22 protein-coding genes and 1 tRNA gene are annotated in these 26,937 nt (G+C 59.7%); 9 read left to right on the forward strand and 14 right to left on the reverse strand.

The window, feature by feature from the left end; all coding sequences use genetic code 11:
- A partial coding sequence (locus RAE09_RS10780) for a DDE-type integrase/transposase/recombinase (protein ID WP_316981673.1) occupies positions 1-338 on the forward strand: 338 nt, incomplete at its 5' end.
- 603 nt (positions 339-941) lie between these two features.
- Here RAE09_RS10780 and RAE09_RS10785 read toward each other — a convergent pair.
- The 3 genes from RAE09_RS10785 to RAE09_RS10795 all read right to left on the reverse strand — a co-directional run bounded on the left by RAE09_RS10785 (position 942) and on the right by RAE09_RS10795 (position 4,916).
- Positions 942-1,559 carry a hypothetical protein gene (locus RAE09_RS10785; RefSeq protein ID WP_316981674.1) on the reverse strand — a complete coding sequence of 206 codons (618 nt, stop codon included), beginning with the start codon at positions 1,557-1,559 and terminating at the stop codon, positions 942-944.
- Between the two features lie 168 nt (positions 1,560-1,727).
- Positions 1,728-1,804, reverse strand: a tRNA-Met gene (locus tag RAE09_RS10790).
- A 154-nt stretch (positions 1,805-1,958) separates the two neighbouring features.
- Positions 1,959-4,916, reverse strand: coding sequence for a UPF0182 family protein (locus RAE09_RS10795; protein WP_316981686.1), 2,958 nt, complete (start codon positions 4,914-4,916; stop codon positions 1,959-1,961).
- A 123-nt stretch (positions 4,917-5,039) separates the two neighbouring features.
- Between RAE09_RS10795 and RAE09_RS10800 the strand changes: the two genes are divergently transcribed.
- Together RAE09_RS10800 and RAE09_RS10805 are read left to right on the forward strand one after the other, a co-directional pair.
- Positions 5,040-5,576: a PPA1309 family protein gene (locus tag RAE09_RS10800; protein ID WP_316981675.1), complete on the forward strand. Its 537-nt coding sequence runs from the start codon at positions 5,040-5,042 to the stop codon at positions 5,574-5,576.
- 46 nt (positions 5,577-5,622) lie between these two features.
- Positions 5,623-6,294: a hypothetical protein gene (locus RAE09_RS10805; protein ID WP_005322348.1), complete on the forward strand. Its 672-nt coding sequence runs from the start codon at positions 5,623-5,625 to the stop codon at positions 6,292-6,294.
- Positions 6,295-6,299: 5 nt separating this feature from the next.
- Here RAE09_RS10805 and RAE09_RS10810 read toward each other — a convergent pair whose 3' ends face one another.
- Positions 6,300-7,364, reverse strand: coding sequence for a YlbL family protein (locus RAE09_RS10810; protein WP_316981676.1), 1,065 nt, complete (start codon positions 7,362-7,364; stop codon positions 6,300-6,302).
- Between the two features lie 93 nt (positions 7,365-7,457).
- On the opposite strand from RAE09_RS10810, the gene RAE09_RS10815 reads away from it, so the two are divergent.
- Entirely contained in the window at positions 7,458-8,879 is a 1,422-nt protein-coding gene (locus tag RAE09_RS10815) for a zinc-dependent metalloprotease (RefSeq protein ID WP_316981677.1), read from the forward strand.
- Here RAE09_RS10815 and RAE09_RS10820 read toward each other — a convergent pair.
- Positions 8,876-9,397 carry a M48 metallopeptidase family protein gene (locus RAE09_RS10820; protein WP_284821940.1) on the reverse strand — a complete coding sequence of 174 codons (522 nt, stop codon included), beginning with the start codon at positions 9,395-9,397 and terminating at the stop codon, positions 8,876-8,878. The two genes, RAE09_RS10815 and RAE09_RS10820, sit on opposite strands and share 4 nt — an antisense overlap.
- A gap of 62 nt (positions 9,398-9,459) precedes the next feature.
- On the opposite strand from RAE09_RS10820, the gene RAE09_RS10825 reads away from it, so the two are divergent.
- Entirely contained in the window at positions 9,460-10,347 is an 888-nt protein-coding gene (locus RAE09_RS10825; protein WP_316981678.1) for a hypothetical protein, read from the forward strand.
- Here RAE09_RS10825 and RAE09_RS10830 read toward each other — a convergent pair.
- The 8 genes from RAE09_RS10830 to RAE09_RS10865 all read right to left on the reverse strand — a co-directional run bounded on the left by RAE09_RS10830 (position 10,325) and on the right by RAE09_RS10865 (position 22,629).
- Positions 10,325-12,382 carry an ATP-dependent DNA helicase UvrD2 gene (locus RAE09_RS10830; RefSeq protein WP_316981679.1) on the reverse strand — a complete coding sequence of 686 codons (2,058 nt, stop codon included), beginning with the start codon at positions 12,380-12,382 and terminating at the stop codon, positions 10,325-10,327. The two genes, RAE09_RS10825 and RAE09_RS10830, sit on opposite strands and share 23 nt — an antisense overlap.
- Positions 12,375-13,106 carry an NAD(+) diphosphatase gene (locus RAE09_RS10835; RefSeq protein WP_316981680.1) on the reverse strand — a complete coding sequence of 244 codons (732 nt, stop codon included), beginning with the start codon at positions 13,104-13,106 and terminating at the stop codon, positions 12,375-12,377. The genes RAE09_RS10830 and RAE09_RS10835 overlap by 8 nt, the downstream gene beginning before the upstream one ends.
- A complete protein-coding gene (locus tag RAE09_RS10840) occupies positions 13,107-14,225 on the reverse strand; it encodes a potassium channel family protein (RefSeq protein WP_371744486.1) in 1,119 nt (372 codons plus the stop codon). It lies immediately after the preceding gene.
- Between the two features lie 72 nt (positions 14,226-14,297).
- Positions 14,298-17,477 carry an ATP-dependent helicase gene (locus RAE09_RS10845; protein WP_316981681.1) on the reverse strand — a complete coding sequence of 1,060 codons (3,180 nt, stop codon included), beginning with the start codon at positions 17,475-17,477 and terminating at the stop codon, positions 14,298-14,300.
- Positions 17,470-20,577 carry an ATP-dependent helicase gene (locus tag RAE09_RS10850; RefSeq protein ID WP_316981687.1) on the reverse strand — a complete coding sequence of 1,036 codons (3,108 nt, stop codon included), beginning with the start codon at positions 20,575-20,577 and terminating at the stop codon, positions 17,470-17,472. Before RAE09_RS10850 ends, RAE09_RS10845 begins: the two co-directional genes overlap by 8 nt.
- 32 nt (positions 20,578-20,609) lie before the next feature.
- Entirely contained in the window at positions 20,610-21,395 is a 786-nt protein-coding gene (locus tag RAE09_RS10855; RefSeq protein WP_005326547.1) for a hypothetical protein, read from the reverse strand.
- 9 nt (positions 21,396-21,404) lie between these two features.
- Positions 21,405-22,343, reverse strand: a complete 939-nt coding sequence (locus RAE09_RS10860; protein WP_316981682.1) for a DUF3152 domain-containing protein — start codon at positions 22,341-22,343, stop codon at positions 21,405-21,407.
- A 61-nt stretch (positions 22,344-22,404) separates the two neighbouring features.
- Positions 22,405-22,629: a DUF3107 domain-containing protein gene (locus RAE09_RS10865; RefSeq protein WP_316981683.1), complete on the reverse strand. Its 225-nt coding sequence runs from the start codon at positions 22,627-22,629 to the stop codon at positions 22,405-22,407.
- 71 nt (positions 22,630-22,700) lie between these two features.
- Between RAE09_RS10865 and RAE09_RS10870 the strand changes: the two genes are divergently transcribed.
- A complete protein-coding gene (locus tag RAE09_RS10870) occupies positions 22,701-24,026 on the forward strand; it encodes a DEAD/DEAH box helicase (protein WP_316981684.1) in 1,326 nt (441 codons plus the stop codon).
- Positions 24,023-25,261, forward strand: coding sequence for an Rv3212 family protein (locus RAE09_RS10875; protein WP_316981685.1), 1,239 nt, complete (start codon positions 24,023-24,025; stop codon positions 25,259-25,261). The genes RAE09_RS10870 and RAE09_RS10875 overlap by 4 nt, the downstream gene beginning before the upstream one ends.
- Before the next feature lie 72 nt (positions 25,262-25,333).
- Here the strand turns inward: RAE09_RS10875 and RAE09_RS10880 are convergent, their stop codons facing one another.
- Positions 25,334-25,822, reverse strand: a complete 489-nt coding sequence (locus RAE09_RS10880; RefSeq protein WP_005322376.1) for a hypothetical protein — start codon at positions 25,820-25,822, stop codon at positions 25,334-25,336.
- Positions 25,823-26,320: 498 nt separating this feature from the next.
- Between RAE09_RS10880 and RAE09_RS10885 the strand changes: the two genes are divergently transcribed.
- Together RAE09_RS10885 and RAE09_RS11955 are read left to right on the forward strand one after the other, a co-directional pair.
- Entirely contained in the window at positions 26,321-26,581 is a 261-nt protein-coding gene (locus tag RAE09_RS10885; RefSeq protein ID WP_005322377.1) for a WhiB family transcriptional regulator, read from the forward strand.
- An 83-nt stretch (positions 26,582-26,664) separates the two neighbouring features.
- Entirely contained in the window at positions 26,665-26,739 is a 75-nt protein-coding gene (locus RAE09_RS11955; RefSeq protein WP_100067784.1) for a 50S ribosomal protein bL37, read from the forward strand.
- The last annotated feature ends 198 nt before the right edge of the window (positions 26,740-26,937 follow it).

The following is a 26,937-nucleotide window of genomic DNA, read 5'->3' on the forward strand; positions in this document are numbered from 1 at the left end:
AATCCAATGCGTCAGCCGGGTATCCCAGAGTGATCAACACCGATAAAGCACCCTGCCTTGCCAGGGCAATCGCCGAGTTGAAGTCAGAGGGAATCTGCCCGCCAACAGTGAAACACCGGCAGATGAAATACCTCAACAACATCCTGGAAGGCGACCATGGTCGGCTGAAGCGGATCCTCGGGCCGAAAGGCGCGTTTAAGAACCGGACATCTGCATATCGGACGTTGAAAGGAATGGAAGCGATGCACTCATTGCGGAAAGGGCAAGGCACGATGTTCGCCAACAGGCAACCGAACCCGGACGCGGTGATCGTCAACCAGGTCTTCGAGACGGCCTAACAACGCCCACACGCAGCGGCCATCAGGGAATGAGAAACTGAGTCTTCACTGCTCTCCACCCAACTTTACAACAGCACCACGATTTGTATACCTATAGCACCTTCAATGCCCGATACACGGTAGGTTTGGAACGGAATCTATGTGGGCACAATCAGGAACTATAAAAGATCATATTACTTGCATCCAAGCCTATACTTTCAGAGAATCTCCTTGGCTTGGCGGCAACAGGTGCTAGGTGTGTGTTAGTAAAATTGGCGCGGGTTAATGTCGCGATCGGGGGACATCGATTTATACATCCTTAATGCGGGTCGATTTACTTCGATTGCGGGACTGGCCTATGGCCAACAATATAAACGTGTTTAAAAATACGTTTACTAGAGACAACAAATCGATGGAATCATGTCCTAGACCCAAAAATCCTGATAGGCCTAGGACAAACGCTAGACAGGTACTTAAAGAGGCTGCAATAAAAACCCATTTAGCAGTAGTTTTTCTGTACCTGTATAGCGCACACCAAACAATTAGGGTGATTCCAATTAAAACAAGAACTTGGCTATTTTCCATGTCTACTCACGGTGAAAAGCGAAACTGTATTTCTTGATTCTAGCATCGAGTGGCATACGGGAATACGATGTTCGGGGAGTACTTTCCTCCAAGGGCTCGGATGGTAAGGCATCGACCAGTATTAGTGGCGAGACCTGCTACTGCGGCAGCGCCTGCGCACGCACCTTTCGCTAGCCAAGAGCCTAGGCCAACTCCTGCTATTTTACCGGCGCAGTAAGCAGTTCCTATGGCGATCCCGCTCGTCTCGTCTTTGGAAAAGACTAGCTCTTGTCCGATTTTCTTTCCCCAGCCATGAACGTCACGGATATAGGGATCTGAAATAACCGGCTTGCCGGCAGGGCTCGACGAGATGTGCTGGATTATTTTATCTCCATCAACTGAAAAATGAGTATTTACCTCGTTTCCATCTACGTCTTTGGCCCAGGCAGGTTCAATGTATGCGCTAGGTTCCTCACCTTCTGCTGGACGTACTAGAATGTGTCCGCTTGGAAGCTTTTCAAGAAAGGAATCTGAGAGCTCAAAAGAAAGTTCCAAAGGGGCCTCTCCATCACTAATGCTAACTAGCTGGTTGCCATCTTCGCGCTCTATTAACTTTGTCTTTGTTCCTGCGTTCTTCGATGGCGCCGGAGTGGTTATGCTGTCCTGCTGTGGAAGCAAGGATCCTTCGTTTATTTTTAAGCTTCCACAGCAGGACAGCATCACTTCCAAACCGGCTTAAGTGACAAAATGCCATCGCTAAAGTCCCAATTTGAGTCCCAGGACGTGCGCCTTAAGAGAAATAACTAAAGCCCCTACCAGCGTTTCCACTGGTAGGGGCTTGGAAGTTGGTAGCGGGGGCAGGATTCGAACCTACGACCTCTGGGTTATGAGCCCAGCGAGCTACCGAGCTGCTCCACCCCGCGTCGAGACGACTTCCATCATCTGCGCTTGAACAGTACGTTAACACTAAGTGTATTCGCTCTGTCCTGGCGACTCATGTAACTATACATAGGGAAAGGCACCTACCCAAATCCGCTGGGCAGGTGCCTTAATCTCCGCTTTTAAAGACTGAAAGAACTACTTTTCCGTCTTCTGATACGACTCAACTGCCTTATCGAGTTCATCCAGGGCGCGGCCATATTCCTCGAAGGAACCATCGCGAGCATCCTCTAGGCCCTTCAAAGCCTTATTGATGTCATCGATGGCGCCAGCCTGGTCGGAAGAGGAAGGAGCGGAGGCTGGGGCCGACTGCTTGTCTTCCTTGGCATCCTTCTTATTCTTGTCGTCCTTGGTGTCGGTCTTTTCGCCGGAATCGCCGTCGACTTCCTCAATGTTCTGAGCGGCCTTGGCGTCAATTCCAACTTGTTCAAGGGCATCACCGATAGTTGGGGCGTAGCCTACGCGGCCCTTATAGGACACGAGTACGCGCAGCAGCTTCGGGAAGGCAGAGGCCTGGTCCTTGCGCTGCGAGTAAATCGGCTCGAGGTACAGGATTTCGCCACCACCTACTGGCAGGGCCAGCAGGTTACCGTTGTGCAAGTCATTAGTGCCTTCCCACAGGGTGCGGTCGCGGGCGACCTGGTCAGAAGACATCATCGCATCCTGCGCCTGCTTCGGGCCCTGAGTCTGCGTATTGGTCGGCAGCACCCGCACGGTGATATCGCCATAAGTTTCCGGATCGGAGGAGACAGCCATGTGTGCAGAAAGGAACTCGCGGTTCAAGCCGCGATAAGAGGTAGTCAGCTGGAAGCTTGGCTTGCCGGTCTCTGGATCTGCAGCCATCACGTAATAAGGCGGCTGGTTGAGCTGGCGAGATTCCTCCGCAGTGGGGTCATTCGGCACGGACCAGAAGGCATCGTTATTGAAGAATACATTCGGGTCATCCACGTGGTAGCGCGCCAGCAGGTCACGCTGCACCTTGAACATATCCTCCGGGTAGCGGAAGTGCTGACGTAGCTCATCGGAGATTTCCGCCTCTGGCTTGACGACGTCCGGGAAGACCCCCTCCCAAGCCTTGAGCACTGGATCATTCTTATCGAACTCGTAGAGATCCACGCTGCCGTCATAGGCATCGACGGTGGCCTTTACCGAGTTACGGATATAGCCCACTTTGTCATTGACAAGGCGTTGGGTGGTGCCATCAGGATTGAGGGTGTCCTGGGTGGCGTCGGAAAGCGAGGCACGCTGGGAGTAAGGCAAGGATTCCAAAGTGGTATAGCCATCGACGATCCACTTCAGACGGCCATCCACCACGGCCGGGTAGGTAGCAGAATCGGTGGTCAGCCACGGAGCAACCTTTTCCACACGCTCGCGCGGGTCGCGGTCGTAGAGGAGCTTTGACTCACTGCCAACGCGATCAGAAAGCAGGAAGTTAAGCTCGCGGTACTTGGCGGCGTACATAGTGCGGTCAAAGATATTGCCAATGCCGACGCCACCCTTGCCGTCATAGGTATAGGTGGAGCTATCGGTGTCATATTCCACCGGGTTATCGCCAGTCTTGCCGGTAATGGCGTAATCCATGCCATCGGCAGCGCCAGCAATAACCGGGCCATAGTAGATGCGCGGCTGATCTACCTTGATGCCAAGGGACTTCTCGGCGTCCTGGGTTTCGCCCTCGCCTTCGGCCTCACCGGCCTGGGTCTGCAGATCAGACACAGTGAAGATGGGGAAACCACCGCGGGCAGAGCCAGCGTCGCGGGCTACCTCATCGACCTTATTGGCCTGCGCTGCCACAAAGCCATTGCCGTGGGTGTAGACGGTGTGGCGGTTAATCCAGTCGGACTGGTTCTCCCGCAACTCATTTGGATCCAGCTCGCGCGCAGCAACGACGAAGTCACGCTTCTTACCATCGATCTCATAGCGGTCCATCGATAGCGTCTCTGGGAAGCCGTAGAAATTCTTCAGCTGCTGCATCTGGGTGAAAGTAGGAGAAAGAATCTCCGGATCCAGCAGGCGGAGGTTATTGATGGTGGCGTTATCAGAAGCCACCTTGTCATCAGATACCTCGTCCCCACCCCAGTTGTCTTCGTAGGTGACATGGTCATCGGTAAGCCCATAGGCATAGCGCGTGGCCTCAATATTGCGGGCAATGGATTCTTCTTCCTTTGCCTGACGGTTAGGCTGCACGGAAAAGCGTTCCATCAGCAGCGGCCATGCCTGGCCGATAACCAGCGAGGACAGCAGCATCAGTACCACGGCCAGGCCGGGGATACGCAGGTCCTTGATGACGATGGCCATAAACAAGGCCACGGCTACAAAGACGCCGATGATCATCAAGATGATTTTCGCCGGCAGGTAGGCATGAATATCGGTATAGGAACCACCCGTAAAGAGATCGTGCTGGGTATATAGGAGCTCGTAGCGCTCCAACCAGTAGCCGATGACCTGAACAACCATCCACAGGCCGGCAGTAATCGCCAGCTGCAGGCGAGCCGAGTGGGAAATGGAGCCGCGAACTCCTGCGGCCTTATTGCCAATGCGGATGCCACCCAGCACATAGTGACCGAAAAGCGCGATGAGAAACGCCAAGATCAACAGGATAGATAGGGCGCTGACCACCATCTTCAATACCGGCAACGTGAAGGCATAGAAGCCTAGGTCGTGGTGGAACTGGGCGTCCTGTTGGCCGAATTCCTGGCCGTTTAAAAATAGCAGGACCGTGCGCCAATTAGCCTGGCCGATGAAACCGGCAATGATGCCCACGATGGCGGGGATGACCTTGAAGAAGACGCCCATAGACTTTTCAATGGACTTGCGGTACTGATACACCGGCGAGTTCAAGTCCCCAAGGTCGAGCGAATCCGGACGCCCGCGCCAGGCAAAGAAGCCCGCGGCCCACACCACGGCAGCGGCGATGAGACCGAAGATGATAAAGAGTACTATCCGCGCAATAATCGCGGTGGTGAAAACGTTCCGGTATTCAATCGCACCAAACCACCTCCAATCCGTGTACAGGCCCACAAACATGGGACCGATGAACAAGAGGACGGCAATGACGGCCGCAATGATTGTCGCGACCCGCGGGGGCCGCTTCAACGGGGCGGCTGGTGTGGATGACCCTAAGGACAACGCCAGCTCCAATCAAATAGTGCGAATTTAAAACCTGTAGACTTCTTCCAGCTTAAGGAAGCAATACACAGATAACGAATAAGGATGTTTATGAGTTCCCCCGAATTAACACAGCCAGCTTTAAACCGCGCGATGACCGAAGCCGTGGAATTCGTCCACGCCGAGGGTTGGGACGCCCGCCCCACTATCTTCGCGCTCGTTCCTACCCACTTGGTAGCAGACCAGCTTGCCGCCCTCGATGAGGAAGATGCGGCGCCGCTTACCCTTATCGTGCAGGATAATGTGCCTGAAAACATCGAGCCCGGTTCTGAGCAGTTGGCCGATTATGTCTCCCGCCTGGCCTGGCCGCGGGAGGTGGCCGGCGTCATCCTGGCCCAAGAGATTAGGTTCCGCGATACCTCCAGCGAGGACCCCTCTCCTCGCCCGGCGCGCCTGTTTTCAGGTGCGCTGCGTGAGGAAGGGATTGAAACCACATTGCTGCAGCTGCGCCCCACCGAGGAGGAGTTGGAAGTGGCCGGGCCATTCGCGGAGGATGACATCCAGCTGCGCGGCGGCCCCCAGGTCGCACCCGGGATTATCGCGGCCCTGCGCTATGGGCTGAGCCAGGACCCGGATGAACTAGATTAGACTGGAAAGACAATTCTCGCCTGCGACTAAGGAGCATTTTCCTACCGTGCGACGCATTACTCTCACTCGCCTGACCTCCACCCGCGCCACCGCAGCAGCGCTTCTGCTGGGTGTAGGCGTGAGCACTGCCGCTTGTTCCTCGGACGATGCCGCGCCTGCCGACGCCCCCGTGGAGACCACCACCGCAGGTGCCGAGTCCACCGCCCCTGCGGCGGATACCGCTGAGGAAACCAGCACCGCCTCTAGCTCCTCTTCCACCGTTGAGTCCAGCGCGGAATCGAGCGCGGCGGAAAGCTCGGAGGCGTCTGAGGGGGCGTCGGCAAGCAAGGAGCCCGACAACGAAAAATTGGAAAAGTCTGTAGCCAAGGCCTATGACATCTTTGCTCCGGTAGCGCCCAAGGAGCTCTTCGCGCACTTCGACCGCTGCGATTCCACGGGCGGGGACGATTCCTATAATTGCTCTGGGCCGGAGGTAGGCCAGTTCCAGTTCTTCCGCTCGCACTCCAAGGCCAAGCAAACCACGCAGGTGCTCACCGAGCTGCGCAGCTCGCAGGTCATTGAGGATGACGGCGACCGCGTCGTAGGCTGGTCCACCTTGGGAACCACCGCGGTCATCACCGTGGTGGACAATAAAGAAGGCATGGTTATGCAGCAGATGATCTCCTCCGACCAGGAAGACCCGGAAGAGAAGATCAAGGAGCTGGGCCTAGCTAAGTAAGCCGGCTAATGGCAGGTTTTAATCTCCTTGCCGTCCGCGAAGTCCTTCATCGTGGACACTGCCTCATCCAAGGTGGAAACTTCCGCGATGGGCATATCGCCGTGGTCGCTCGCGGCGGCCTCGGAGCAATTGTCCTTCGGCGCGAGGAAGAGCTCCGCGCCCGCCTCGTGTGCCGCGGCGATTTTATGTTGGATGCCGCCAATGGGGCCCACTTTGCCATCTTCCTGAATTGTGCCCGTACCGGCCACGAACTTGCCGCCGGTGAGATCTTCCTCGTTGAGCTTATCGATGACCGCCAGGGTGAACATCATGCCGGCGGAGGGGCCGCCAATATCCTGCAGGTTGTATTTGACCTTTATATCGTCTTGCGGAACCGAGAGCATGGCGATGCCCAGCATTGCCTGCCCCTTTTGGTGGGGGTTCTCCCCTAGCTCGATTTCTTCTTCTTGCTCCTTGCCGCCCCGCTGGACGGTCAGCGTGACCTTATCGCCAGGGCTTTTCTGCTTGATGACGTCTTGGACCTCGCCCGGCTCCGAGACCTCCTTGCCGTCTACTGCGGTAATGACATCGTCCTTCTTCAGCGTGCCCTGCGCCGCGCCCTCATCCAAAACTTCCGCGATGGTGATCTTTACCGGCAGGTGCAGGTAATCCATGGCCGCCACGGTGGCTGCAGACTCGGACTGGGTAAAGGCCTGCTTATTGGACTCTTCTACCTCTTTATCGCTCATATTCTGCGGAATGACGGTATCGATGGGCACGATGGTGTCATCGGTCATCATCCAGCGGCCCAGCGCCTGTGCGAGGGTCATATTGGTGCGCACGGAGACCGTGGTCATGTTGAGGTGGCCGTCGGTGTCATAGGTTTTCGGCGCCTGAACATCAACGACCTGGGTGCCGTCGACCTCCCCCAACGTGTCCACCGTGGGACCTGGGCCCTCGGCGGCATAAGGCACGGTCAAAGACACATCGGTGCCGGGGATATGGTCAAGCGATACCAACGCACCGGTGAGGACGACGGGGATGGCACCCCAGGCGATGGTGCGGACGCGACGGCTAGCAGGAGAATTCACGGATCAATACCCTACAACCTTTGCCGTAGTGTTCGCTGTCAGCGTAGCGGGGATCATGGAAAGTAGCCGGATGGTGCCGGTAGATTAGGACGCATGAGCAACGGATTCGGTTTTTCTTTCCCCAATAACGATGACGACGATAATGACGGACGTCGTGACCAGAACCCGTTCGGCGCATTCGGCGGCGCTAATGGTGGCGGCCTGGGTGACATGCTGAACCAGTTCGGTCAGATGCTGTCCGGCATGGGCTCTTCCATGAACTCGCCGGAAAACTCCGGCCCCGTTAATTACGACATGGCTAAGCGCATCGCCCTGCAGCAGATCTCGCAGTCCAAGGCGGTAAGCGCGGACGATACCAAGGCCGTAGAGGAATCCGTCCGCTTGGCGGAGCTCTGGCTTGACGACGCCACTTATTTACCCACCGCCTCCGGCACGGCCAAGGCTTGGGATTCCAAGCAGTGGTTGGAAGAGACCATGCCGGCGTGGCAGCGCATGGTCACCCCGGTGGCAGAGCACATGAATGATGCTCAGCTGGACTCCATGCCGGAAGAGGCCCGCGAGATGATGGGCCCCATGACCAAGATGATGAACCAAATGTCTGGCATGAACTTTGGCATGCAGCTCGGCCACGCTTTGGGCGATTTGGCCTCCCAGGCGCTGACCGGTTCCGATTTCGGCCTGCCCATCGCCCCAGCCAATACCGTGGCACTGTTGCCACAGACCATCCAAAAGGTCGCCCGCGAGCTTAATGTTCCTGGCCAGGAGGTGCTGGTTTATATTGCCGCCCGCGAGGCTGCCCGCCAGCGCCTGTTCAAGCACGTGCCGTGGTTGGTAGAGCGCATCGTCTCCTCCGTAGAGGAATATGCCATTGGCCTGGTCATTGATACCTCCCACCTAGAGGAAGTCACCCGCGAGCTCAACCTCGAGTCCGGCGATCCGCAGGCAATCCAGGACGCGATGAGCAAGTTGCAGGGCATGGACCTCTCCCCGCGCATTACGTCCAAGAACACTGCGGCCGCATCCCGCCTCGAGACCCTGTTGGCACTGGTGGAAGGCTGGGCCGAGCACGTCGTTACTGAGGCACTGGGCGAGCGCATCCCGTCGACCTCGAAGCTGACCCAGGCATGGGCGCACCGCCGCAGCACCGGCGGTTCCGCCGAGAAGGCCTTTAGCAAGGTGGTCGGCATCGAACTCAATGCCCCTAAGGTTTCTGAGGCCGCTGAGCTATGGCGCCGCGCCACCGTCGCCGTAGGCGCGGAAAAGCGCGATAAGGCCTGGGATCACCCAGACTTCCTGCCCACTGCGGAGCACCTCGATAATCCGGCCGCCTTTATCGATTCCCTGCTGGACGAAGGCCCGGATGAAGGCTTTGAAGAAGAGTTTGCCAAGCTGGAGGAAATGCTGAAGAACGGCGAGGATTCCTCTGCGGCGCAGGGCGACGAGTCCAAGGAGTCCGAGAAGCCGGAAGACCAAGACGACAAGAAGGACAAGGGCAACGAGGACGAGGAGAACTAGCAGCCCCAGCGCTGATAGGCCTCAAGATAGCCCTTCGCCCGCTCAGCGTGGGGCGCCCTGTCCGCCCACTGCCAAAAATCCCGCCCATGGCGCGGGATGAAGGTGTGGGTGAGCTCGTGAATGATCACTGAATCCAGCACATAGTCCGGCACCTGTTGTAGCCGGTCGCTCAGCCGAATATCCGCGGTGGAGGTAGTACAGCTACCCCACCGCGTATTTTGATTGCTCACCCACCGAATAGAGCCAATAGTCGCGCGGCCATCTAAATACGCCGCGTTGAGCCGCCGCGCACGTTCCTCAAGCTGGGAGTCCGTGCGGCGGCCACTGCCCCGTTTCTTTTCCACCCGCGCCAACATGTCCGCGACTGCTTCGCGCTCATCGCGCGCGGACATCCACGCGGGAATGCGCACCTCGAGCACCCCGGATACCATGCGCGCCTGCACAGTTTTCTTCCGCTTGGCAGAGCGAATGACTTTGACCTCTGGGGGCTGCGGTGCGGTAGGCTGCATGCTCGACATGACAGGTGATTGTACCTGTGGTGCAATGGAGACCACATACTTCGGGGGAAGGGGTTAAAGGCGTGGGGATTTCTGCCACCCAGGTGGTCTTAGCACCCGGCAGCGCAGTGTTTTGCCGCGAGGAAACGGTGATCCAATTTGGCATGGATGCCACCCGCGTTGGGGTTGCGGAAACTGGTAGCGCGCTCGCCGTCGCGACGGCTTTCAACACCGCTCGCGAGCCAGTGTCCCCGGAGGACCTGTCCCACCGGCTGCGTGCCGCAGGGCTTGAGGAGGCGGCGGCGCTGAGCCTCATTGAAGACGCACTGGACTATGGCATCCTCTGGCCGCACAGGGAGTCCGCCGAAAAGACAGACACCATTGTCCTCATGGGCGAATCCACCCTGGCATACAACCTTCGCGCGCGCCTTGAGGTGGATGGTTTCCAGGTGCGCATCCCGCTGGAGGAAGACAATGCCTTTTCCTATATCCACGACCTCGACGGCATGTATCCGGTCCTCGCCGTGGACCAGCTGCACTGCCCGCTGGATTGCGCGAATGCACTCGCGGGCACAGGAACCACGTGGATTCCGGTATCTTTGCTAGACAATCGTGGCGTCATCGGACCGGTACGTATCCGCGGCCAAGGCCCATGCCCATTGTGCGCGCACTTGGCGCGCGTGGACATGGACCCACTCTGGAATATCATCAGCACCCAGCTCACCCGCGTGCGCCGCACGCCAGAAGCCGTGGTGCTCGATGCGGTTGCGACGCATACGCAGGTGATCATCCGGCGGCTGATGGGGCGGCCGCTGCCGCCAGGCGCGCCAACCGCCAAGCCGCGCCCCGGACAGCAATGGGAGGTCGATGTCTACGGACACCACCAGCAGCGCACCGTCATAGCGCATCCACGCTGCCCGGTGTGCTTCGGCGGCAAGACCAACCTGGCTAGCTACGAACCGAACGAATAACCTCTAGTACCTGGGCACCGTAGCGCTCCAGCTTGCTAGGTTCTACGCCGGAGATGGACAGCATCTCTGCCTCATCGGAGGGCAATTCCTCCGAAATCGCCTGCAGGGTGGCATCGGAAAAGATGACATAGGCCGGAACCTTTTCCTCACGCGCTACCTGGGAGCGCCACGAGCGCAACGCGGCAAAGACCTCTTCATCGCCGCCGCCCTCGCAATCTTCATGGCGGCCAATGACCTTTTCCGCCGGTGTTCCCAGCGGACCAGAGCACACACGGCACCGCTTCGGGCGGCGCGCGCGGGAGCTTCCCCCGGAGGCGTCTTCGGCCGCCGGGACGATGCCATCGAGGAAGCGGGTGCGCTCGCGCGAGGCACGCGAGCCGGTAGTCTTCGCCAACGCCCACGACAGCGCGAGGTGCTCACGAGCGCGGGTAATGCCGACGTAGAAAAGGCGGCGCTCCTCTTCCACCTGTTCATCGCCAGCCTTGATGGCGTGGTTGATGGGCATGAGCTTTTCCGTTAGCCCCACGAGGAATACCGCATCCCATTCCAAGCCCTTGGCGGCGTGCACGGTAGCCAGCGTCACGCCTTCCATGGCCGGGGCCTGCTTATCGGTAGAGCGCCGGCGCAACTCCCCCAACACCCCGTTGAGATCGATGCCAGGAGTTGATTCCACAATCTTTTCAATGAGCCCTACCAGTGCATTAAGGGACTGCCAGCGCTCGCGGGCCTGGGCGCCCTGCGGCTCGTTGGAACTCAAGCCCAGCTCGACAAACGCAGCCCGGGCAATCGCCACCGGATCATCTGGCAGGTCCTCGCGGCGGGTCGCAGCGATAAGCACGCGGATAGCCTCCAGGATTTCCGGGCGGCGGAAAAAGCCCTCGCCACCGCGGACTTGGTAGACCACTCCGGCGTCGGCAAGCGCTTGCTCAAACTGCTCCGACTGGGCATTGATGCGGTAAAGGATGGCAATCTCGGAGGCCGGCACTCCCTGATCCAGCAGGGTAAGGACCTGGCCGGCCACCTCCTGGGCCTCGATCTCTTCGGACTCATAGGCCTTGAAGGTGGGCTCGGGGCCGGGCTCGCGCATGCCCTGCAGCTCCAAGCGCGTGCCCGCCGCGCGGCCGGTGGCCTTGCCAATGACCCGGTTGGCCAGGTCCGTTACCTGCGGTGTGGAGCGGTAGTCGCGCTGCAGCTTCACCACGGTGCCATCCGGGTACGTGCGCGAGAAATTGAGCAGGTAGTCCGGGGAAGCGCCGTTGAAGGAATAGATGGTCTGGTTAGCATCGCCCACCACGGTCAGGTCATCGCGCTCGCCCAACCAAGCGTTGAGCACCCGCTGCTGCAGCGGGGTAACGTCCTGGTACTCATCGACGACGAAGGTCCGGTACTGCTCGCGGAAGGTCTCCGCAATCGCCGGCACATTCTCGATGGCACCTGCAATGTGCATGAGCAGGTCATCAAAATCCAGATGCATCATCTCCGGCGTGGCCTTGGACTGCTCGTAGCGGCGGAAGGCCTCTGCCACCTTGGCCGGATCGGCCGGCGCACTGCGGTCCGTATTGGCGATCACGGACTCATAATCCTCGGCGCTGACCAGCGCGGACTTAGCCCACTCGATTTCCGCCAAGACGTCTCGAATCATGTCCTTGGAATTATCCAGCCCCACCGAGCGCACCGCGCGGGCAACCAGCGGGAATTTATTATCCAACAGCTGCCACGGAAGATCGCCTGCTACCTGCGGCCAGAAATACTTCAACTGGCGGCGCGCCGCCGCGTGGAAGGTCTGCGCCTGCACGCCGGCCACGCCCATGGTGCGCAGGCGATCGCGCATTTCTCCGGCCGCTCGCGCCGTGAAGGTCACCGCAAGCACACGCTGCGGGCTCACAAAACCCTGGTCCACCAAGTTGGCAATGCGATAGGTAATAGTGCGGGTCTTGCCCGTACCCGCGCCAGCCAAGATGCACACGGGCCCGCGCGGCGCCGTGGCCGCGCGCAGCTGATCTTCATCCAGCAGGGACAAATCCGGCTTAGTCACCGTGATACCACTCCATAATCATCGTGTGTGCAATTGAACCCGGACGAGGAAGCGTCAGCTCAGGCAGCTCGGCGCGCTCCACCCACCGGATTTCTTCCAATTCCCCATCAGTATGGCAGGTGGGGTGGACATCAGCCGTGTGCGCACAAAAGCCCAGCATAAGAGAACCACTCGGCGGCCACGCCTGCGAGCCCCAATAGCGGATATCCTCCACCCTACGCCCGGTTTCTTCCAGGGCCTCGCGTGCAAAAGCAGCCTCTGCGGTCTCGCCCGGCTCAACGTAGCCGGCGATCAGAGAAAAGAAGCTAGTGCGGCGGCGATTGCGCGCCAGCAAAATCCGGTCGGTGCCGCTGAGGCGAATGAGCCCGATGACGGCAGGATCTAGGCGTGGGAAGACCATCCGGCGCTCGTCCAAGGGATCGCGCCCAACGATTCCCGGTGCTGGGTAGTCCAGCTTGTGACCGGTGCGCGGATCAAAGCGCTGCTCGCGCCGATTGCGGATCAGCGCAATGGCTTGCAAAATCACCGGCTGGTCCGCAAAGAACGTCGCGCTTTCTAGCCGGCCCAGCTCGCTAGCACCGTCTTCCGGATACGCGCACGCCTGCAGGGTACCTAGGTCCACTACTGCGTGCTTGCCGACGCCCCCGGGAACCTTCTCCACCAGCACCGGCTCCCCCGCTGCCGTAACCGGGACGAGGCCGCCAGGGGTTACTGGGAGGAACATTTAATCCTCGTCATCATCGTCCATGACCTCGATGGGCTGTTCCATCTCATGCTTGATGTAGAGCAGGCGGTCGCCCGGCTTCAGCGCGGAGGCATCCGCGGTATCCACGCGGTGCAGCTCGTTATTGCGCAAAACAGCCAACACGATATCTGCCAGGTGGCGTGGGTTGGAGCCCACCTCGAATTCGCGCACGGCGCGCTCGGCTACGGAGAAACCCTCGTTGGGTGAAAGCAGGTCTTCCATCATCTCCACCACCGTCGGGGTGACGGTAGCCAGGCCCAGTAGTCGGCCGGCCGTCTCCGCAGAGGTGACCACGGAATCTGCACCGGATTGGAGCAACAGGTGACGGTTTTCGGACTCGCGCACCGACGCCACGATCTTGGCTTTGGGCGCAAGCTCTCGCACGGAGAGGCAGCACAGCACCGCGGTATCGTCCGTGGATGGGGTAACGACGATGGAGCTGGCGTGCTCTACCCCGGCGATCTTTAGCACGTCCTGCTTGGTGCCGGAACCAAAGATGGTGACCAGCCCATGGTGCTCGGCGTGAGCGAGGGACGCACGGTTGGTATCGATGACCACGATCTGGGAGGACGGAACATCATCGGCCAGCAGCGCGGCCACGGCTCCGGCGCCCTTGGTGCCATAACCGATAACGACGGTGTGGTTACGCAATTGCTTTCTCCAGTTCTGGATTTGGAAAGTACGGCGGGCTTTATCCGTCAACACGGACAAGGTCGCGCCAACCAATAAAACAAGGAAGATCAGGCGGGCAGGGGTAATAAGCGTTAAGTTAATTAACCTGGCCTGCGGGGACACGGGCACGATATCGCCGTAACCCACGGTGGTCAGGGACACCGCCGCATAGTAGGCGGAGTCCAATAACGACATGTCCTCGCTATACCCACCGCCGTCCACATAGACCACTGCGGTCACGAAGACAACGATGCCAAAAGCCCACAGCACACGCTTGCCCAACTGACGCCACGGGCTGGAATTTTCATCCCTCGGCACCGTAATGACATCAATGAGCGCGTGGTCCGGCTGCGAGGACAGCTCGACCTGCGGCAAGAAGCGACTTCTAAAGCGTGACTTCATTGCCTGCGCACGTTTTTTGGCCACTAGCCCAGCCTTCTTTTCTGGTCTCGAATGATTGCTCAAGAGATTGCGCGTTTACGCAACCGCCCACATACCTTAGCCCTTGTGGTACTCAACTGACGATTCAAGGAGTTTCTTCAGCTCTTCCCCACGCGGCAGGCGGGCAGGCTCGAAGGTATAGCCATCGTGCACATAATAAAATGCGGCACGAATCTTTTCCCCGCCGTGGATGCGGCGCCAGGCCTCTGCATACACCGCTAGCTGTATCTTGGCAGCATCCATGGCTTCTCCCTGGGGTGGGCGGCCGGTCTTCCAGTCCACCACCATCCAGGTGCCATCCTCCAAGCGGAATACCGCGTCCATGCGCCCGCGCACCACGGCCTCACCGATGGTGATTTCAAAGGGCGCCTCCACGTGCTCCGGTTGGCGCTCGGCCCACTCGGAGTTCAGGAAGGCCTCCTTGAGCTCTTCCAAATCGAAGTCCTCCGGCTCATCAATACCTGGAAGTTCTTCCTCTCCCAATAGTGCCGGGCTGCCGAAGCGGTCCTCCAACCACGCGTGGAAGGCGGTACCGCGCTTGGCATAGGAATTCGGCTTAAACGGCACGGGGCGGCGTTGCCTGCGGGCAAACTGAAGCGGGTCTGCCCGCAGCGCAACCATGTCAGAGGCGGTCAGCTCGCTGGGTAGCTCAACGTCTACCACCGGCTGTTGCAGCGCCTTGTACTCCTCAATGAGCGCGCCAGCTTCCTGCTCCCACAGCTCAAAGGTTTCACCGCGGCTCAAATCTGGGAGCTCCTCCATAGCTTCAAGTACCAGGTCCGCACCGGCGACTGCCTCTGGGCTGGCCTGCAGCGCTGGGAATTGGGCGCTCTCCCCAAAATCATCCTCGGAAGGCTCGTCGGGGACGGACCACTCCACCACGTACTGCGGGAATTGCTCTTTCAGGCGCTCTAGATATTCATAGGGAGCCTTCTTGTTCTTTCCATTGAGGTTATTGGTGCCCGAACCGGTAATGGTCAGGGTGGATTCGGTACGCGTCAGCGCCACATAAAAAAGGCGCGCCGATTCTTCCGCCTTGATGGCGCTATCTGCGTTCTTAAACTCCTCGCAGGCGTTCTGGAAATGCGAGCGCTTTTGGGCATCCTCCGGGACCTCAATATAGTCATCGTCTCCCGGGACCTTATCGATCCTGGTCAGGAAGGTCTCTGCTTTCGCACTATAGCTAGACGAATCCGCATGCACCACGCAGACGTGTTCCCATTCCAAGCCCTTGGCCTTGTGCGCGGTCATAATCTGCACGCGGTCAGTGGCCGCGGGAACCTCGCCAAGGTCTAGGCCATCTTCCTTTTCGAGCGCTAACGCAAAGTAGTCCAAAAGCGCATACAAAGAATCACCGTGGAAGCCCGCGACGATATCGGCAAATTTATCCAGATGTGTCGCACCCCCTGCGCTTCCACGCGCAAGGACTTCGGTGCGGATATTAAACAATGCTTCAATATCGGCGAAGATATCCACCAGCGGTTTGGACAGAGAATAGGTGCGCAGGTGTCGCAGTTTGGCAGAAACCTCTTCCATTCGGGCGAGGCCTTGCGGGGTATAGCGGTCTCTCTCACCTAAATCTGCCAGGGCGTCGGCAAGGCCGACGCGCTGATCCGGCTCCTCAGCGGTGACGTCTTCCAACTGCGCACGCAGGTAGTCTTCCGGATCCATTCCCGGTTCCCAGCGCAAGCGCTCCTCCCTCGCGCCAGCCAGGTTTCGTTGGCGGGAAGCAAGTGCTTGAATATCGCTAATTCCCAGGCCACAAATGGGGCCCGCGAGCAGGCGCACGGCCGCAGGCAAATCTTCTGGGCGCACGAGCATGGTGGCAATGGCTACAAGGTCCTGGATTTCTGGCTGCCACAGCAGGCCACCGAGACCAATGATTTCATTGGGTACGCCCGCTTTGTCCAGGGCCGCAGCGATGGGTGCGGAGTGCCTATTTTTACGCACCAAAACCGCCGCACTGAAGGTATCTCCCTCGCGCTTTTCCCACTGCTCCTTCAGGTACTCGGCGACGAACTCGCGCTCGCGAACCTCGCTTTCGAAGTACGCCAACTGGATTTCGCCTTCGCCCTTATGCGGGGCGGCAGAAAGCTCGTCCACGGGGCGCTCTACGCCTTCAAATACCCCCTCCGCGACTGAGTTAGCCAAGTCCAGCGCACCAGAGGGGTTGCGCCAAGAGGTGGTCAACTGGTCCTTCGGGGCGGGTGTGCCCGGCGCGACTGGGAAGTCTTCCACGAAGGCAGTGAGGTTTTCAGAGGTCGCACCGCGCCACCCGTAGATGGCCTGCATTGGATCGCCCACGGCCGTCACAGAAAGATCCTTTTGTTCCCCTCCGAACAGACTTCGTAGAAGCACGCGCTGGGCATAGGAGGTGTCTTGGTACTCGTCTAGCATGACGACCTTATAGCGCTGGGATTGTTGCTTTCCCACCACAGGATGGTCGCGCGCGACGCGGGCGGCGACGGCCATCTGCTCGCCAAAGGTGATGACTTGTCGCTCGGATTGTTCCTTTTTCAGGGCCTCCAGCAGCGGCACGTACTGCACGCGGCGTTCCTGTGTGTGGATATAGTCCAGCAGCGTCTTTGAGTATTCGGGGCCATTCTTTTGGGATTTATCGAGGTTATCGATGTCCGCCCGAAAATCTCGGGCATGCTGGGCGATGTGACTTGTGTCCTTGAGCCCATTATCGATATCTTGGCTGAATTTCAGCAGGGTCTCGGTAATCGTGGCTAGGGCGCGATCGTCTTCCAGCTGGCCGGTGTAATTGCGCACCACATCGTAGGCCAGGGAATAGCGCTCGGCCTCGGTGATGATGCGTGCGGTGGGCTCTACTGGAACCAACAGCCCGTATTCGCGAACGAGTTCTCCCGCATAGGAGTCATAGGTAGCCACCTTCGGCGCAATGTTTTCTAGCGCCTCTGCCACCTCACCGCCTGGTGGGATGAGGCCGGAATCGCGCAATTTAATCAGCTGCCGGCGGATACGTTGCTCCAGCTGTTGCGCGGCCTTACGGGTGAAGGTCAGGCCGAGAACCTGCTCCGGGCGCACATAGCCATTGGCCACCAGGTACACCACGCGCGAGGCCATGGTTTCTGTCTTGCCGGCACCAGCGCCGGCAACCACGAGTTTGGGGCTAAATGGGCCTTCGATGACATGGGCTTGTTCCTCGGTAGGCGGAAAGTCCTTGCCCAAGGCTGCAGCGATCTGCTGTGGGGAAAAATTGCTCTTAGGCATCGGTGGTCATCCTTCCTTCTTCCTGCACGGGGCAGATGGAGCGAATTGGGCATTTATCGCAGTCTTTATTGGTCCGCGCAGTGATGCGCGGGCCACGCATCTCCTCCACCAGCGGGGGCAGAAGTGCGGCGAATTCTTCCAGGGCTTCAGGCGACTTATCGCTTTGCCAAAGCTCACCAATCTTTTTGGTGGTCGCACCCGGATACACCAGCACACCGCCCTGGCGCGGCATGCCTTCGCCGTCGTGAACCTGGTGGCCGTCAAATGCGCCGTGGGCAAGCGCGAGCTGATAGGTCATCAGCTGCACATGGTCCTCGCCCTCTTTCTTAGCCGGTTTGCTTCTCCCCGTCTTGAGGTCCACCACCAAGTAATTTCCCTCTTCATCGCGAAGCAGACGGTCCATGTAGCCGCCGATGCGCACCTCCTCGCTGATACGTACGCCTACGGGGATTTCCACGCCTGCAAGCTCTTGATTGACCTCGGATTGGCGCGCCCACTCGCGAGCGCGGTCCAGCAAGGTAGAAAACTCATCGAGCTTGAATCGCAATTGCCACTGCGGTACATCCTGAATGCGCTCGAAAGCCTCCATCACCAATAGCTTGGCCTTTTCCGCGTCCATGCCGCGGCCAAGGGCTTCAAAGAAGGCGTGCGCCAAAGTACCGCGGAGCAAGTGTTCCTCGGTGCTTGGGTCCTCAGCCACATTGCCGAGCACAGCCTTGAGTGGACAGTTGAGCAATGCTTCCACACGGGAAGGCGACAAGCTACCGCTGGTATGCAGCGGCACTTCAGCCGCAACGGAGCGCGCAGACCACCACTGCTCTGGGTGGGCGCCAGGGATATCGGCGGCCGCTAAGCGAGCGAGCTGGCGCGCTGCTTGTTTGCGCTCAACCTCACCGGATTCCGGATTGGTAACTACGCGGCGCAGCTGTGCGACAAAAGCCGGCACGGACAGTACCGCCACATCGAGGGGATCCACCTCAAGCCCATCGCGCACTGACACGGGTGCGGGTTCGGGCACATCGAGGCCCAGTTCGCGCGGGAGTTGGGTGCGGCGCAGCGCCCGCTTTGCTTGCCGACGCGCAGCTTGACCAGGCACGTCCACTCCCCGGCCGGCGAATTCGCTGATGAAGCGCGAAGGCTCAGAGACCGTATCGCCTTCCGGGTTTTCCACAGCGGCAATGAGCAGGCGCTGTCGGTGGCGAGTGGTAGCGACGTGGAAGAGTCGACGCTCCTCTGCCAAACGGGAGGCAACGTGGCTGACGGGGGTATCGGGATCAATACCGTGGTCGAGGAGATCGATGAGATCTTCCTGCCCAAAGATGGAGCCAGTCTCCCCTAGCGAAGGCCAGCTTCCCTCCTGTGCGCCGGCCACAATGACGGTATCCCATTCACGGCCCACGGCGCCGTGTGCAGTCAGGATCTCTACTGCCTGCGGAATAGCGGTGCGGCGGTCACGCACACCGGTGGGAAGTTCCTGTTCGGTGATATGCGTCAGGAAGGCGCGCAGCGAGGAATCAGGGCGGCGCTCGACGTAGTCGCCTGCGGCGTCAAAAAGCGCCATCATTGCATCCAAGTCGCGGTCGGCCTGCGAGCCGGTCGCACCACCGCGCAGCGCCGAAGCCTGCAGGCGGTTATCGAGCTCGGTTGCACTCCACACGGCCCAGAGGGTCTCCTCTACCGAGGCGCCAGAGGCGAGTGCGTCCCGGCCGGCGCTTAGAACCGCGCGTACACGCTCCAGAATGGAGTATTCGCGCTCAGTAAGTTGCCCATTAAAATCTGGGAGCTCGCCATAGAGAAGACCGCGAAGGCTATCGATGCCCCGGGTGGTGGAATCCCAGCGGCGCAGACCACGGATAAGGCGGCGCAGGGTGACGGGATCGGCGCCACCCACGGGGCCGGTGAGCAATTCTTCCAGCTCAGAGTTTGATAGGTCTTCCTCCAAGGCGCGCAGGGCGAGCAGCACGGCGGAGACCAAACGCTGATCAGCCAAGACGACGTCGGTAGGGCTAATGTGCACGGGCACGCCGGCGGCCAAAAGGGTGCGGCGCATCTGCCCGATATCACCGGTTGAACGAACGATGACGGCGATATCGCGCCAGGGCACGCCGTCTTCTAGGTGGCGGCGGCGCACGGTATTGGCTACGACGTCGCGCAGCCTGCCGTCCGAATCCACGATGGAGATGCACGCCGGTGAGGGTGTGCGATGGGGCTCGGTGAGCTCGATGCCGTGGTCAGCTGGGAAGTCCCGCAGGAAACGCGAGCTAGCACCACGGAAGGCAAAGACGGATTGATCGGCATCGCCGCCCACCACCACGAGATCCGCTTGTGGGGCCAATTCGCGGATGAGCTTGCCCGCAGTGGGATCGAGCAATTGCGCATCATCGACAATAATGGTGTGGAAGGGGTGCTCGCGCAGAAGCTGGGGGCGCTGGAGAACCGCGGTAACCAATTCCGCAGCGGAATAGGAATGAGCGCGGGAAAGAAGCTGCACGCGTTCGTACTCGCGCAGGAATTCACCCGCTGCAGACCACATGGGGCGGCCGTGCTCGGCACCGAGGCGTTCTAGGTCGCCCGGGCCCAGGCCGCGTTCAATAGAACGCAAAAGGAAATCGCGCAGCTGCCGGGCGAAGCCCACATATTCCAGCGCGGGGCGCATCTCCGCGGGCCACGAGCCATGTCCGTCTTCTGCTTGGCCAGTGAGCAGCTCACGGATGACGGCGTCCTGCTCGGCACCGGTAATAAGTCGCAGCTCCTCCTCGGCCGCTGTGCGCAGCAACGCGAATGCTAGGGAGTGCACGGAACGCACCATGGAGGTCTGTGCGGCGTAATCCTCGAGCCGCTCAGAGAGCTCGCGGCGCAGCCGGGCGCCGGATTCCTTCGAGGGAGCGATAACCAGGATGCCGGAGGGATCCGCGCCGGTCTGCCGGGCTTTATCCAAGGCATGAATGACGGTATCGATAAGGAAGCTGGACACACCGGTGCCGGCGGCACCGGTTACCTTCCAGGTACCGGATTCGGGCAGTTCAACAGGCCAACTGCGGGTCGTAGCGGACTGGGTACGGGGAACGAGGCGCACCTGCGGGGACGGTGGAAGGACCACTCCCGCACGCGCGGTGGAATGGGGGTCGTAACTCACCGCTCCAGTATGGCAGATGCCCGCGACACCAGATGCTGCTCCACCCGCTCAATGTGCGAACGCGTGTTTGAACGCGACGCGGAGTGCAGGTCATTGACATGACGGCGATACGACACAGCGCGCAACAGCAATTCCGGCATACCGGGTACATGACTAAAGCGCTGACAGATCCCATCATCGACTGCTTGGCCAATGAGCCCATCCACAATAACCAAAGCGGCCGTCCAGCCGGCTGGGCGCGGGGATTCGCTCGGTACAATGTCCACAATGCCCGGCGGGTTGGAGCCGTGGTAAACCGTGGTGGTGAGAAGAGCGGTGTGGGCGGGGATAAGGGGGACGTCGGCAAGCAGGGCTGGGCGATAAGCCTCGCCCGTTTCCTCCCAGGCGGCGCGCTCGGCGCGGGCGAAGGCATCGCTGCGCTGCCCGTTGGGAAGGGGTACTTCGGCTATAGCCGCATCCAAGCGCAACGCCATCTGTGCGGTTTCATCAATTCGCCCGCGTACTTGGCCAGGAATAAACTGGGTAGCCTTCCACCCTGCGGCCGTGTGCCGACCATCGCTCGACAGTACCGGCCGGGAAACGCGGGCCCCCTGCACGCTGAGGCGCTCGCGCACCTTAGCGGACCAGGCGGCAAACGGACCGGCCTGGGAATAGACCACGTCGCCCACCTTGATGCCGTTATCCCACACCGGGCCCAATTGATCGCCCTGCGCGCGGCGGGTACCAGTGGCACCGGTTTCCGCGTGGAAGGCGCTTAACACATGCTCTGGGGGAAGCGGCATCCTTAACTCCTATTCGGGTTGGTGGGGATCCTTATTATCCGGATTCGGATAAGGCCACGGGTTTGGTGAGCAGGTCACGTCCTCATCAGGATAGACCTCGCTGGGATTGCGATCGTGCAATTTCTTGTTGTTAAGGTCCAAGGTCTGCTGCATCATGACCGGCGCCAGCTTGCCTTGGCCGCCACACGGCTGGTGGGCCGCATAGCCAATGGCATGACCCAACTCATGGTTGATGACGTACTGGCGATAATTGCCCAAATCGCCTTCAAAAGGCGTGGCGCCGCGTACCCAGCGGGCCTCGTTGATAATGGTGGTGGACTCGCCCGTAATGGTGGTGTGGCAGGAGGTTTCCGTTTCAATCTTCTCGCCACAGCGCTCTGCGGCGGTGCCGAGCGAAGTCAGCTGGATGCGGGTATCCGGTTCCGCATCAGTGGCCACGTGCTCGAACTCGAAGTCCTTATGCGCGGTCCAGCCGCGCGGGTCAGACAAGGTGGCCTCCACCATGGCGGCAAAAGACTCATCGCCCCCATACGGTGCGGTGTTCAGGCCATCTTCCACCTCGATGGAATAGCGCACCTTGTGCTCGCCACCCTTACCCGCGACGGCGCCAGGCTCGCCTACCTCGTGGAAGGTGCCCTTGCCCTGCTTGGTATAGGAGCCACCGGGCGGCATCTCGCTGATTTCCCGCTTCACCGCTGCAGCGTCAGCAGGATCAGGGCCTACCTTTTCCGTACTCGTTGGGGCAGCCTCGCTAGTGACTTCCGCCTTTTCTTCAGAGGAAGAGGCCGTGGCGATATCGACGATGAACCAAATGGTCAGCGCGATCATGAGGGGGATAGCCACCACGCGCCACCAGCCATATTGACGCGCAAACCGGACCACCGCATTGGGGTGGTCCGGCGTATGGCCCTGGCTCCGGTGAGCGTGGCGAGTCTCCCTTATTTCCATGGGGTCTTAGGTTACCCGCTTGTATTTAAAAAAGCTGAATCAACAGCCCTATGCGCTCGCCTTAGGCGCCAGCGAATCCCACGGCGTGCTTTTTGGCAATGCCGACCTCGACGTAGACCACGCGCTCAGTGCGCACGAGGTACTTGCGGCCCTTGTCATCTTCCAATTCCAAGGTGGAGTTATCCGCCAGGGCACTGTTGATCTTCTGCGTCAGCTCGGCTTGGTCACCTGCAGCGCTAATGACCAGCTCGCGAGCGGTATCTGCGAAGCCAAACTTGATATCCATGAAGATTCCTCCTCTAACTAGAGTTTTATTGTCAATGGCCCCACTATAACCATCCCGGCTACTATCAAGGTGTGTCTGACATAAAATCCCAGCCACCGAGCTTCGCGGAACTCGGCGTTGCGGCCGAAATCTGCGATGGTCTCGCCACTCGTGGCATCACGCGTACTTTTGCAATCCAGGAATTAACCCTGCCCATCGCACTATCCGGCCAGGACTTGATTGGCCAAGCGCGCACTGGCATGGGCAAGACCTATGGCTTTGGCGTGCCGCTTTTGGACCGCGTTTTTGATGACGCCGATATCGACGAGCTCGATGGCACCCCGCGCGCCCTCGTGGTGGTCCCCACCCGTGAGCTTGCCCAACAGGTCACCGAGGACCTGCAGGTGGCTGCCGCTCACCTCCCCGTGCGCTTAGCCTCCATTTACGGCGGCCGTCCCTACGAGGAACAGATCAAAAAGCTCAACAAGGGCGTCGATGTCATCATCGGCACGCCCGGCCGCTTGATCGATCTCCACGAACGCGGCAATCTACAGCTAGATCGCGTGGCTATCTTGGTGCTCGATGAGGCCGACGAGATGCTGGATTTGGGCTTTTTGCCCTCGGTGGAGGCTATCCTCAAGGCACTCGATGGCAATGCCCACCAAACCATGCTCTTTTCCGCTACGATGCCGGGCGCAATTTTGACGCTCGCCCGCCGGTTTATGGAAAAGCCCATCCATATCCGCGCCGAATCCGGCGAGCAGGATTTCACCCATTCCTCCACTCGCAAGGTCACCTTCCAGGCCCACCGCATGGATAAGGTTGCCGTCGTCGCCCACGCCCTGCAGTCCTCCGGCCGCGGGCGCACCATCATCTTCGCTCGCACCAAGCGCGCGGCCGCCCAGTTGGCCGATGATCTTGCCCGGCGCGGCTTCCACGTGGGCGCGGTCCACGGCGATCTGGGGCAAAAGTCGCGCGAGAAGTCGCTCCATGCCTTCCGCACCGGCCAGGTGGATATCTTGGTCGCCACCGATATTGCCGCCCGCGGCATCGACGTTGATGATGTCACCCACGTCATCAACTATCAGGTTCCGGATGATCCGATGACCTTTGTCCATCGCATTGGCCGCACGGGGCGCGCCGGCCATACGGGCACCGCTATCACCATGGTGGGCTATGATGAGCTGGGCAAATGGCAGGTTATTAATGATGAGCTGGATTTGGGTGAGCCGAATCCACCGCAGTGGTTCTCCACGTCCCCGGAGCTGGCCCAGGCTCTAGACATCCCCGCGGAGGTAGAGGAAACTGTCGGCCCTGAGACCAAGGTCGTGGGCCAGGTGCCTGTCCGCGAGAAATCCCCCACCCGTACCACCGCGCGCCGCGGCAGCTCCCGGCGCCGGCGAGGAGGCCGCCGATGACTAAAGCTCCCATTTTGCGCTCGACCCCCGCCGATTGGAAGGCTACCGGCATTATTGCCGTGGTCTGCGCCATAGCGGTCGGCGGGGCGGCTATTACCGCCAATATTAATCAAGCGCATCTCAGCCAAGCGGCCGTTCCTGGGGATAAGGATGCACCCGCGCTTGCCGACGTCCCCGAGGCCCTCCACGAGTCCTTCAGCCTCCCCAACGAACCAGTACCCGGCCAATACCGGGCGGTTTCGGCACACGGCCTGACCATCACCCACGCCGATCACACGCTCACCGCCACCAACCCAGACGGCTCCGAGGCTTGGACTTATGAGCGCACGGACGCGGATCTGTGCTCGCTGTCTACTGCGTGGGACAAAATCGTGGCGTCGTATAAAACCGGCGTGGGCTGCGGGGATACCGTGGCGATTAGTGCCGCAACTGGCGAGTATGACAGCACCCGCAGCGCCGTCAACTCGGAAGAGGTAGTACCCGTTTCCTCTAATGACCGGGTAGGAACGGTCTCCACCGACCGCATTGATCTGTGGCGCTCCGATTTGGTGCGCACCGTGGAATACGGTGATGTGGAGGCCAAACAGGAACCGGACAAGCAACCGCATGAAGACTGCACCATTAGCTCCGCCCTTACCCGTACCGAGAATTTGGCACTGACCGAGTCCTGCCCCGATAAACCGGGCGCCACCTGGTTGCGCTTCCAAGACACCACCCCTGATGATTCCCGTGAGCCCGATATCGCCGCCGATGTGGACATAGCCACCGACGGCGCCCGGCTTGTCGCTGTGGGACAAAAGGCCGCCGCCGTCTACCGCCCAGGCCCGAATCCCACGATTGAGTCCTATGACAATAAGGGCGAAAAGCTGGACTCTACTTCGGCAGAGCCCTCTCCAGACATTGACGCCGGCGCCTCCCCGTTCGCCCCGGCAACCGCGGATCTTCCGCACCATATGACGTGGTTTGATGGCTCCCGGCTCTATCTCTTCAAGCCGAGCGACCTCGCAGTGGATCACGTAGTAGAAGATGCCATCGGCACCCCCATCGCCGTCGACGAGCACATGTTGGTGCCTACCCAAGAAGGCATTGCTGTCATGGATTGGTCCACCGGCAAAACCCTGCGAACCATCCCGGTTGATCGCGGCAGCTACCACGGCCCCGTCTACCTCACCTTGGCGGGCGACACCATCGTGGAAACCCGCGGCGATCAGGTCGTGGGCCTAAGCGCCGATTAACACCCTCCACTACAGAAAGGGCCGCGCCTTCCGGATTTACCCGGGGCGCGGCCCTTGTGCGTGGCAACGAATTTAGAAGTTTGCTGCCGCCCACTCGGTGGAAGCGCGGACGAACATCAGTAGGAAAATGACTACTGCGGCGCTCGCCAAGGTCACCGCACCAAGTAGCGGCGATCCGCCGCTGAACATCTGGAAGGAGCTCGCCGTCAAGATGAGCTCGACCAGGATAATGGCTCCCCTACCCCAGCGCTTTCCCTTGACCATGGCCCAAGCGCCGACGATGACAAAGCCAAAGACAATAAAGATAAATAGTGCGGTGCCTAGCCCTACAAAGCTTCCGGAGCCCGAGTCCGACACCATGGAACCATTTTCTGCGCCGGTCGCCTCGCGCACGATCAGGAAGATACCGAAGCAGATGACGGCAATGGACTGAACCACGGCGAGCGCTGCGGCCACGAGGACCGGCTGTGGCGCGCCCTGCTGGGCCTTCTCCTCACGCGCCGGCTGCGCGGAGGAAACACTTTGCTTTTTGTTTACCTGCTTTTTCTTCTGCTTAGACACAAACCCACAGTCTACTCACCGGTCAAGGCCATTTCCTTGTGCGCCACTCAGGTTTCGCGGGGGCAGGGGTTAGCCGGGTAGATTTGACGCTTCTTCAGTCACCACACTCAATGTTTTTTGGACAATGCGCCAGTTCAGCGCGTTTCTCACAGGCTTCTTTCAACTCATACGTCGACCTAAATGACCCCCACACTAGTTTCATTCACGTGAGGTTGGCCACAATTTTGCCTTTACCCCTAGCGGAGTCTGAGTAAACATGTCATGATTCTGGGGTAGCAAAAAGAAAGAGGACGTAAACCTCTTCTTAACTTGAAGGAAACTTCAAGTAACCACAATGTGAACCATTGGCGGCGGCGACGCTGGCCCGACCTCGAGACCGGGCCCCACTGCACGCAGACCAGTTCACACAACCACCCACCCTGGCATTGGTTGCTTTTCATTTCTCATGAAAAGCGCTTGTGCTTACTGCTGTCGAATTTTTGTTAGGAGATATCAATCATGGATTGGCGCCACGAAGCTGTTTGCCGCGACGAAGACCCCGAGCTGTTCTTCCCAGTAGGCAATTCTGGTCCTGCACTTACCCAAATCGCTAAGGCCAAGCTGGTCTGCAACCGTTGCCCCGTTGCCTCTTCCTGCCTGAAGTGGGCACTGGAATCCGGCCTGGACGCCGGCGTCTGGGGCGGCCTGTCTGAAGAGGAGCGCCGCGCCCTCAAGCGTCGCCGCAACCGCGGCCGTGGCCGCGCCCGCGTTTCCGCTTAAATAGCGGCCCCCAATTTTCGTTTCGGCGCCCTTAGCCGCTACAGTTGAATAAAGTTCAGATACCCTCAACGAAGGAGTGCGCAATGAGCAAGCGTGGTCGCAAGCGCAAGGATCGCCGCAAGAAGTCCGCTAATCACGGCAAGCGTCCTGGCGCATAACGCACAGCATTACTCAAAGCCCGGTTCCCTCGGTCACTTCGACCGTAGAACCGGGCTTTTGCTATGTCAGACGCACACTTGAGTTCAGAGGGTCGTTGCAACACTTTCCCTTAGGAGGGTGTTGTTGTGTCTGGGGTTGTTGGCCCGTTTCATTCGTTGTCTGAATCGGATCGTCGTGGCTTAGTTGCCTTGGTTGGC

Origin of the sequence: Corynebacterium tuberculostearicum (genome assembly GCF_032821615.1) — a bacterium.
GTDB lineage: Bacteria > Actinomycetota > Actinomycetes > Mycobacteriales > Mycobacteriaceae > Corynebacterium > Corynebacterium tuberculostearicum_H.